Annotated in this window: 9 protein-coding genes and 1 pseudogene; 5 read left to right on the top strand and 5 right to left on the bottom strand. The window is 69.2% G+C overall.

From position 1 onward, the window contains the following. Positions 1-695 precede the first annotated feature (695 nt). Together ACWEN3_RS35605 and ACWEN3_RS35600 are read right to left on the bottom strand one after the other, a co-directional pair. Positions 696-1,610, bottom strand: a complete 915-nt coding sequence (locus tag ACWEN3_RS35605) for an NADP-dependent oxidoreductase (protein ID WP_452979580.1) — start codon at positions 1,608-1,610, stop codon at positions 696-698. 131 nt (positions 1,611-1,741) lie between these two features. Beyond that, the gene (locus ACWEN3_RS35600; RefSeq protein ID WP_452979578.1) at positions 1,742-2,047 is read right to left on the bottom strand and encodes a hypothetical protein; all 306 of its coding nucleotides are present in this window, start codon (positions 2,045-2,047) and stop codon (positions 1,742-1,744) included. 187 nt (positions 2,048-2,234) lie between these two features. On the opposite strand from ACWEN3_RS35600, the gene ACWEN3_RS35595 reads away from it, so the two are divergent. Then, a complete protein-coding gene (locus tag ACWEN3_RS35595; protein WP_452979575.1) occupies positions 2,235-2,603 on the top strand; it encodes a hypothetical protein in 369 nt (122 codons plus the stop codon). 28 nt (positions 2,604-2,631) lie between these two features. Here ACWEN3_RS35595 and ACWEN3_RS35590 read toward each other — a convergent pair whose 3' ends face one another. Next, positions 2,632-3,582 carry a lactate/malate family dehydrogenase gene (locus ACWEN3_RS35590; RefSeq protein WP_452979572.1) on the bottom strand — a complete coding sequence of 317 codons (951 nt, stop codon included), beginning with the start codon at positions 3,580-3,582 and terminating at the stop codon, positions 2,632-2,634. A 71-nt stretch (positions 3,583-3,653) separates the two neighbouring features. After that, on the bottom strand, positions 3,654-4,922 hold the full coding sequence (locus tag ACWEN3_RS35585; protein WP_452979569.1) for an amidohydrolase: 1,269 nt from the start codon (positions 4,920-4,922) through the stop codon (positions 3,654-3,656). A gap of 506 nt (positions 4,923-5,428) precedes the next feature. Between ACWEN3_RS35585 and ACWEN3_RS35580 the strand changes: the two genes are divergently transcribed. The 4 genes from ACWEN3_RS35580 (at position 5,429) to ACWEN3_RS35565 (ending at position 7,740) form a co-directional block, all read left to right on the top strand. Beyond that, positions 5,429-6,070: an NADPH-dependent F420 reductase gene (locus ACWEN3_RS35580; RefSeq protein ID WP_452979567.1), complete on the top strand. Its 642-nt coding sequence runs from the start codon at positions 5,429-5,431 to the stop codon at positions 6,068-6,070. 53 nt (positions 6,071-6,123) lie between these two features. Then, positions 6,124-6,546 (top strand): hypothetical protein, encoded by a 423-nt coding sequence (locus ACWEN3_RS35575; protein ID WP_452979564.1) that lies wholly within the window; start codon positions 6,124-6,126, stop codon positions 6,544-6,546. 18 nt (positions 6,547-6,564) lie between these two features. Continuing rightward, positions 6,565-6,993: an RICIN domain-containing protein gene (locus ACWEN3_RS35570; RefSeq protein WP_452979561.1), complete on the top strand. Its 429-nt coding sequence runs from the start codon at positions 6,565-6,567 to the stop codon at positions 6,991-6,993. Between the two features lie 495 nt (positions 6,994-7,488). Beyond that, positions 7,489-7,740 carry a cold-shock protein gene (locus tag ACWEN3_RS35565; protein WP_452979559.1) on the top strand — a complete coding sequence of 84 codons (252 nt, stop codon included), beginning with the start codon at positions 7,489-7,491 and terminating at the stop codon, positions 7,738-7,740. 272 nt (positions 7,741-8,012) lie between these two features. On the opposite strand, the pseudogene ACWEN3_RS35560 reads toward ACWEN3_RS35565, so the two are convergent. Continuing rightward, positions 8,013-8,096, bottom strand: a pseudogene (locus tag ACWEN3_RS35560) (transposase); the annotation flags it as partial.

The raw sequence follows: 8,096 nt of genomic DNA, 5'->3' as shown, positions 1-8,096 counted from the left end.
CGCTCTGCCCGCGGCCTTCTCCATCTCGTCAAGCTCCACAAGGCCATGCGCCCGCACACTACGTCATGCCACACGCACCGCTGCAAGGTCCCCGGCTACCCGTGGCAGTGTCCTGGGCGTCTCGACGCCAGGACATGCGGTCCGCGCTGAGGTCACGGCGGTGTGCGGGGGAGCCGCCGAACGACTCCGGCCCCCTTTCCGTGGTCGGAAGGGGGCCGGCTGGTGGTAGCGGGGGCGAGAACGAAGGCGCGTTGCCACTCGATGGGCCAGGCGGGGCACCAGGAGGGGGCGATGTCGTCCACTTGTTCGCGCCGTTCCTCGGTCAGCGCCCCGGTCGTCGGCCGAGCCGGAAGCTCCTCGGCGCGCCGCTGCTCGTTCTCCTGCGCGCGTCGGGTGGTGGCCCGTACGTCCGGAGCTTCGGGGCACTGGTCGGCGGTCTGCTGGACGCCTGTTGCTCGACATCACCGGCTGGACGCGGGAAGAGGGTGACACCGGTGTCGTGCTGGGCAGCGATACCAAGGTGAGCACTCGCGCGTGCGCAGGGAATCGCCCCGAACGCCTTTTGAGCTCGCCTGTTCGTACGGCGGCGGCCCGCGACACCCTGGTGCGTTCGCGAGCCGCCGCCGTACGTGCTGGTCAGGCGCCCCTGGCGGACACCGGGGACCAGCATCGGGATCGGGCGGTGGCCGGTCGGGTCATGCTTGGGTGAGCACGATCTTCTTACCGCCGGCCTGTCCGGTGACCACCCGGGCGAACGCAGCTGGTCCCTCGCTCAGCGGCAGGGGTTCCGGTGCGAGTTTCAAGGTTCCCGCGGCGGCCTGCTCCGCCAGCTGGGCAAGCTGCGTGGCGTTGGGCTCGAGGTAGAGGTCCCAACTCGTGATGCCTCGTTCCTCCGCAGGCGCATCCGAGGTCAGGGAGCACAGTCGGCCGCCGTCCCGGACCAAAGGCAGCGCGGCGCCCGCCGTGCCGGTGGCGATGGTGAGGGCGGCGTCGAACCCGCCGCGTACCTTGGCCGGCCAGTTCGGGTCGTGGTAGTCGACGACCTCCATCGCTCCCAGACCGAGCAGGCGCTCTGCGGCGGCAGCAGACGCGGTCGCGGTCACCTCGATGCCCTTGGCCGCGGCGAGCTGGATGGCCAGGGCTCCGGTGGCCCCGCCTCCGTTGGTGATCAGGAGCCGCTGTCCTCGGCTGAGGTCCAGCTTCTCCAGGGCCTGCCACGCGGTCAGTCCGTTGACCGGCAGCGCCGCCGCGTGCACGGCGTCCAGCCCGGGTGGGCAGGCTGCCGTGTGATCCGCGTTGATCAGAACGCGTTCGGCCCAGAAGCCGCTTCCCCCGGGCAGCGGGGCCTCGTGGGCGAGCACCCGGTCGCCTACGGCAAACCCGGTGACACCCGCGCCGACGGCCAGCACCTTGCCCGCGCCCTCCACTCCCAGTGCCGCCGGGGGGCGCAGCCCCACGTCCCAGCCGGCGCCGTTGAGCAGTTCGTCCCACGGGCCGACCCCGGCCGCTTCAACCGCCACCAGGATCTGACCGGGCCCGGGAGATGACGGTTCGGGCAACTCCAGCAGGGCGACTTCCTTCCCGGCCCCGGATACTCCGCACGCCTTCACAGCAGATCTTTGTCCTCTCACTCAGTCCGGCCGACCGGGAGGTATGGGCCGGAAATCCAAAGCAGGCAGCGGTGTCGATCTCGGGATCCCTGCAGAGGTCGCTCGTGGTGTCAGCCGCATTGGTGTCGAGCCTATGCAGCTAGTGGCCCGGACATGTGGTCCATTTGAAGAGTGTCTAACTGGGCCAATCGTGGAATAGATCTGCGTGTGCGCCGGAAGTCCTCCTTCGAGGACGCCTTGAGCAGCGCGGTGAGGCGGGCTCCGCGTACCGGGTCCGAGCGTGCTTTGGCGCCGAGGAACTGCGCGGCCTGGAGCTGGGTGTCGGTGATGTCGAGGCACACCACCTGGTAGGGGGCACAGATCCCCCGGTCGATCGCCTCGAAGAGCGTCAGCGTGTAGCACCTGCTGCCGAACGGCCCCCCGGGGTCGTTCTCCATCGAGGCGGCACCGACCCCGACCGCTGCTGCTTCACCATCGCCCTGCAGACCCCGTGACCAGCTCATTCAGGCCGCCGGGATCGTCCCGGACGAGCCGGGCTCCCTCGGGCTGATCGGCCGGCGGGTGCTGGCCTGACTCCTCGCGCCCCGCCGACACCGGACCAGCACCCGCAAGGTCAAGTCCCCGATGTCCCGCTACAGCGAGCGACGCGACGACGGCCGTCCCGATCACAGCCGCACCATCACCGACCTCACCGTCACCGTCCTCGAACCCGGCCCCGAACAGCCGCCTTTGCCCACGGCCTCCCGCGACGACCGCTACACCGCCCCAGCCCAGCGCCGACGACACCGGATTCTCGCCCTGCTGCAGGACGACCCGACGCGCCTATGGAGACCCGCGGAGATCGCCGCCCACTTCGGCGACATCACCCTGCACACCATGTATCGGCAGCTCTCCCGATGGGCCGACACCGGGCTCATCCACAAACTCGGGCCCGGCCTCTACGCAGCCACTGCCTGGACCTCAACCCCCTTGCCACCAGCACAAACAGGCTAACTTCCCGGCCTTGGGGCAACGCCCCCACTCACTTCGCCCCGATGGCGATGGCTCGCTGGGCGGCTTCGCGCAGGACGCCGACACTGTCGTCCAGCGCTCGGGACTCTTCCGGTGTCATGGCGGGTTCGTGCATCTGCTGGACGCCGCCCGCGCCGAGAACGCTGGACAGGGAGAGCGTGACGCCTCGTGCGGGGGAGTAGGCCGCGACGGGCAGCACCGCGCGTTCGTCCCGCAGGACCGCGTCGACGAGCCGGGCGGAGACGGCGCCGATTCCGTACTGGCTCGCGCCGGTGCCCTCGATGATCGTGATGTTGGCGTAGCGGATGCCGTCTTCGATCTCCGTGCGTATGCGATCGACAGGCTGGCCGCCCTGGCTCAGCAGGTCGGTGACGGGGATGCCGCCGACACTCGCGGAGGACCACAACAGCACCTCGGAAGTGCCGTGCTCGCCCACCACCAGAGCCTGCACGTCACGTGGCCGGACCCGGAGGCGGTCCGCGAGGTGGACGCGGAAGCGCAGACTGTCGATGAGAGTGCCGGTGGAGAACACCCGGTTGTGTCCGGCCAGACGCCGGGTGAGGTCCGCCAACGGATCGGGCGGGTCGGTGACGACCATGAGCACCGCCTGCGGCACGACCTCGACCACCTGCGGAACGATGTCGGCGAAGACCTTGGCGTTCGTCTCCAGAAGCCTCAGACGCCCCTTCGCATCGGACCGGTCCGTGGCACCGCCGGCCTTCTCGTTGACCCCTGCGGTGATCACGACGACTGCGGCACCGGCGAGATCCTGATAACCGCCGGGGCGCAGATCTACCGTCGGCGACAAGGGGGCGGCGTATCGCAGATCGGCGGCCACGCCGTCCGCGCGGGCGGTGTTCCGGTCGATCAGCAGGATCTCTCTGCAGACTCCTCCGCGTTCGACGAGGGACAGCGCCGTGGCCGACCCGACGGCGCCCACCCCCACAATGCCGATCTTCATGTCTGTACCTCCTGCCGTGGGAGGGACCCGCTCGGCCGGCGGGCGTCCCGAGGGTGCACTGCACGGCCTGGTCATGCGGACGGTGATGGTGGGTGTGAGGGCGGGTCGAGCCACGCGAGGGCGGCGGTGGTCAGCGAGGTGACGCCGTTGGTGAGGGTGGGCTGCATGACGGGTGCGAAGTACGGAGAGTGGTTCTGCGGGATGTCGCGGTTCCTGGTGCCCGCGGCGTCTGCCTTCGCGTAGACGTCCGGATCGACGCCGCCGAGCAGCCAGTAGCACACCGGGACGTTCGCGCTGGTGCCGAAGACGCCGACGTCCTCACTGCCGGAGGAGGCACCGGGGTCGGTCAGCCTGTCGTGGCCGATCACGTCACCGATCGCGGCCATGGTCCGGGCGCAGGCGTCCTCGTCGTTGACCATGAGCGGAAAGGTGTGCATGGTGCTGATCTCGGGCTCCTGTGGTGCCCCTGCCGCCTCCGCCTCACCGCGCACGATCCGTTCCACCGCGCTCAGGACGGCCGCCCGTACCCGCGAGGTGTAGGTGCGGATGTTGAGCTGCAGTTCGGCCTCATCCGGAATGACATTGTCCTTGGTGCCGGCCTGGAGGGCGCCGACGGTCACCACGGCCCGGTCCCTGGACGCGATCTCGCGGGAGACCACGGTCTGCAGCCGCATCACGGTGGAGGCCGCCATCACCACCGGGTCGATCGCCGCCTCCGGCATCGACGCGTGTGCCCCGCGCCCGAACATGCGCACTCTGAGGGCGTCGGTGGCGGCGAAGGCGAGGCCAGGATGGCAGGCAATGGTGCCGGCCGGGATCGCCATCACATGCTGACCGAGGACGACGTCGGGTGTGCCGAAGCGGACGTACAGGTTGTCGTCGACCATGGCCTGGGCACCCTGGCCGAGTTCCTCAGCGGGCTGGAACACGGCCAGGACCGTCCCCGACCACTTGTCGCGTGCCCCGGCGAGGAGCGCCATCGTGCCCAACAGACAGGCGGCGTGTACGTCATGCCCGCAGGCGTGCATGACGCCCCGGTTCGTCGAGGCGTAGGGCAGCCCGGTCCGCTCGGTCACGGGCAGCGCGTCGAAGTCGGCGCGCAGCAGCACGGCCGGGCCCTGACCGTTCACCAGCCTGGCCACCACACCGGTCCGTCCCACACCCTCGGTGACCTCGTAACCCAGTTCCCGAGCACGGCGTGCGACTCCCGCGCCCGTGCGGTGTTCATCGAAGGAAACCTCGGGGTGAGCGTGCAGGTCCTTGTACAGCGCCTCGATACTCTGGATCAGGGCGGCGTCCAGCCCTGCCAGGACCCGTTGAGCCGTGCCGGGTGCAGTCATCGTGAGATCCCGTGCCCTTCCCGCCTTGACGGATGAAGGCGTCGTAACCAGTAACCAGGGCGGAGAGCTCCGCCGGAGCAGACCGCGCGAGGCGGTGTCGGACTGCGCCGGTGCGACGATCCGAGCGGCGGCCGACGCACCTCGATGGCGGTGTCCGGCGACGCCCCGGCGTCGGCAGACCAGCATCTCTCCGCCTATCCATCCTCGAACCTGCGGCGTCCACCTGCTCGCCAGTTTCAAACGATTGCGGAGTGGGCCAGGGCACGGTGCCGGACCGCTGGGAGGCTCCCCGGCCCCGGCGAATGGCGACACCCGCTGCGAGCTGGACTACCAGGCGTGGGCCGCGAGCACACGCCGCAGCTGCTCTGGAGGCCCGCTTCCCGCCCGCTGGGTGACCTGGCCGGTCATCCTGGCACGGGCGTCAGCCGGGAGAACCCCCGTCGGTGGCAGCAGCCGTCGGCGGGTGTGAGGGTGGGGAGCAGGGGCCGTCCATCGAGGAGCAACGCATGATCGTCGCCATCGTCGGTGCCGGAAACATGGCCCGCGGAATCGGTACCCGGGCAGCGGCCGGCGGGCATTCCGTCCGTCTGCACGACCGCAACAAGGCCAAGGCGGTCGACCTGGCCGCCACGTTGAGCCAGGCCACCCCCGGAGCGGAGGTCACGGCGGTCGACGCGGACGCCGCGGCTGACGCCGACATCGTGGTACTCGCCCTGCCTCACCCGGCCGGACGCGACACGGCCGCCGCGTGGGCCGGCAACCTGGCAGGGAAGACCGTCATCGACATCTCCAACCCGGTGGATTTCACCACCTTCGACTCACTCGTCGTACCCCCCGGCACCTCCGCCGCCGAACAGATCGCCGCCGCCGCGCCGGACAGCCGGGTCGTCAAAGCCTTCAACACCACCTTCGCCGGGCCGCTCACCACAGGTGAGGTGGCCGGCCGGCCGCTGGACGTCTTCATCGCCGGAGACGACGACACCTCGAAACAGGCTGTATCCGGCCTGGTCGCCTCCGCGGGGCTGCGTCCCCTGGACGTGGGGCCGCTGCGCCGGGCGCGCGAGCTGGAAGCCTTCCAGTTCCTGCACATGGCGTCCCAGGAACGACTCGGCCTGAACTGGTCCAGCGCCATCGCGATCCTGCCGTGACAGCCGGCACGTCCCGCCACTAGAAACGTCGATTCCACGGAAGGAGCCGCAGCATGGGGCAGCCGCGGAAAAATGAGGAGCGATTCTATCTCTACCCGATGCAGCGGGTGGTGGCTGTTTTCAGCGACGAGAAACAGGCGTATGCCGCCTGCCGGCAATTGGAGGCCGAGGGGTTCAATCTCTCGTCGGTGCACCTTCTGTCCGGGCCGGAGGGAGCACGCCTCCTGGACGCCCACGGCGCTCGGCGCGGTGTCGTCGCGCGCATCACTCGTTTCCTGCAGCAAGGGGCGTACGAGGGGAAGGCGCTGGAGGTACACGCAGCCGCATTGAGACGGGGTGAGTGTGTGCTGTACGTGCCGACACGCAACAAAGAAAGAACTCATCGAGCGGTCGATGTGCTGCGCGGGAACAATGGACGCTGGATCCTCCACTTTCGCCGATGGGCCATCGAGCAATTTCCGAACGTCGCCCCTTAATTCCATGCCGTCAGTCAATTGCCCCACCGGCCAGGTCCAGCATCGTCGCGGAGCGGGGCGCGGGCCCGTACGGAACGCGAGCGTGAAGCTCACGCTCCGGGCAGCAGCCCCCACGACGACGTGCAGATCGTCCAGAACCACTGCACGGGCGCGGCGAGTCAGGTGTTCGATTTCAACCGCGGCACCGTCTACGAGCAGGAGGTCCGCACCTTCACGGGCAAGTGCTGGGACGTCCCGGGCGCCAAGCCCCAGTACGGGGTCATCCAGTACCGCTGCAACGGTGCCGTGAACCAGAGGTTCCGATTCGTTCCGACTGTGGACGGGAAGTACGAGATCCGCGTCCTGGGGAACTGGTGCGTGACGGCGATCGACGGCACCGTGAACGGCGCGCGGGTCCATCTGTACCCCTGCACGGGCGAGGTGCACCAGCAGTTCCACGTGGAGTGACCCACACCCGGCCACGGCATGTTCCCGCAGGCGCAGAGGCCCAGGGCATCCCCCTGGGCCCTGTCCGGGGGCCCTGCGTGGTCCAGGGCCGTGTCGGGCCGGCAGTGGATGCAGGGCGCGACCTGCCCGCGCAGCGCATCGAGCGTCTGTCGGTCGGCTGATCGGGGCGGTAGCGCCCGCTCTTCGCCGCCGCCCAGCAGCCTCCGGTCTGCACGGCATCCACGTTCGACCGGCACGGCCCGTACTGGATCAACTGCTTCGGCACCGGCGGCCGCATTCCTTCACCCCGATGCCGCCGTCTGCCGCTCCTCGGCCTCGATTCAGTCGTCGAGCCGGGCCAGGGCGGCCGTCGCCTGCTTGACCATCACGCGCCGGGCGAAGTGGAGCAGCTGGAGCCGCTACGGTTCACAGAGCACACATTCGATTCCATGTCCGGCGCCTCGTGGGCTGGGCACTGGCTGACTTGCCTGTTTCACGGTGGCAAGCGGTGGTGTGATGGAGGTTGTCATCATCCTCGTGGAGATCGGTGGAAGTGTGAGTATTCGACAGACCGGCACCGTGAAGTGGTTCAACGACGAGAAGGGCTTCGGCTTCATCACACCCGATGAGGGGGGTGAAGACCTGTTCGTCCACTTCAAGGCCATTGAGGCCGACGGTTTTAAGAACCTGAAGGAAGGGCAGACCGTGTCCTTCATCGCCGAGAAGGGGCAGAAGGGCATGCAGGCGGCCCAGGTCCGCGCTGAGTAACGTCTCCACCCCGCATGGGTTGCGCCCGGGACGCACGCTGCTCCCGGGCGCGATCACACGTATGAGCGAGTACCTCCTGGCGGTTCTTCCTCATCTGCCGGTGCGTCACGGTGCGTGTCCCGACCCATTCCGTGCCCCATACGGACGCGAGGTCGGCGGTGTGGGCAGGGCTCGTCCCGGCGGAGGCGATCTGGCATCCGACCGCGCCGAGCAGCGGGCCGCGCAGCGCCTGGGGCACGGCGGCCGGCGTCCGCAGGTGGACTAGTGCCGCATCAAGCTACGTTCGCCCTGTTCACGACCTCACGGAGGCGGTCGTCGGCGGCATGCTTGTTCCGCCAGATGATGTAGCGACGGAT

Source organism: Streptomyces sp. NPDC004561 (assembly GCF_053602155.1).
Note: the sequence above shows the minus strand (reverse complement) of the source record. Positions and strands in the feature narration are given on the sequence as shown.

What these genes read in the sequence shown, in the direction of transcription:
- ACWEN3_RS35575 (WP_452979564.1), top strand. Translation starts at nt 6,124, where the DNA reads ATGGGGCAGCCGCGGAAAAATGAGGAGCGATTCTATCTCTACCCGATG.
- ACWEN3_RS35585 (WP_452979569.1), bottom strand. Translation starts at nt 4,922, where the DNA reads ATGACTGCACCCGGCACGGCTCAACGGGTCCTGGCAGGGCTGGACGCC.
- ACWEN3_RS35600 (WP_452979578.1), bottom strand. Translation starts at nt 2,047, where the DNA reads ATGGAGAACGACCCCGGGGGGCCGTTCGGCAGCAGGTGCTACACGCTG.
- ACWEN3_RS35565 (WP_452979559.1), top strand. Translation starts at nt 7,489, where the DNA reads ATGGAGGTTGTCATCATCCTCGTGGAGATCGGTGGAAGTGTGAGTATT.
- ACWEN3_RS35590 (WP_452979572.1), bottom strand. Translation starts at nt 3,582, where the DNA reads ATGAAGATCGGCATTGTGGGGGTGGGCGCCGTCGGGTCGGCCACGGCG.
- ACWEN3_RS35595 (WP_452979575.1), top strand. Translation starts at nt 2,235, where the DNA reads ATGTCCCGCTACAGCGAGCGACGCGACGACGGCCGTCCCGATCACAGC.
- ACWEN3_RS35580 (WP_452979567.1), top strand. Translation starts at nt 5,429, where the DNA reads ATGATCGTCGCCATCGTCGGTGCCGGAAACATGGCCCGCGGAATCGGT.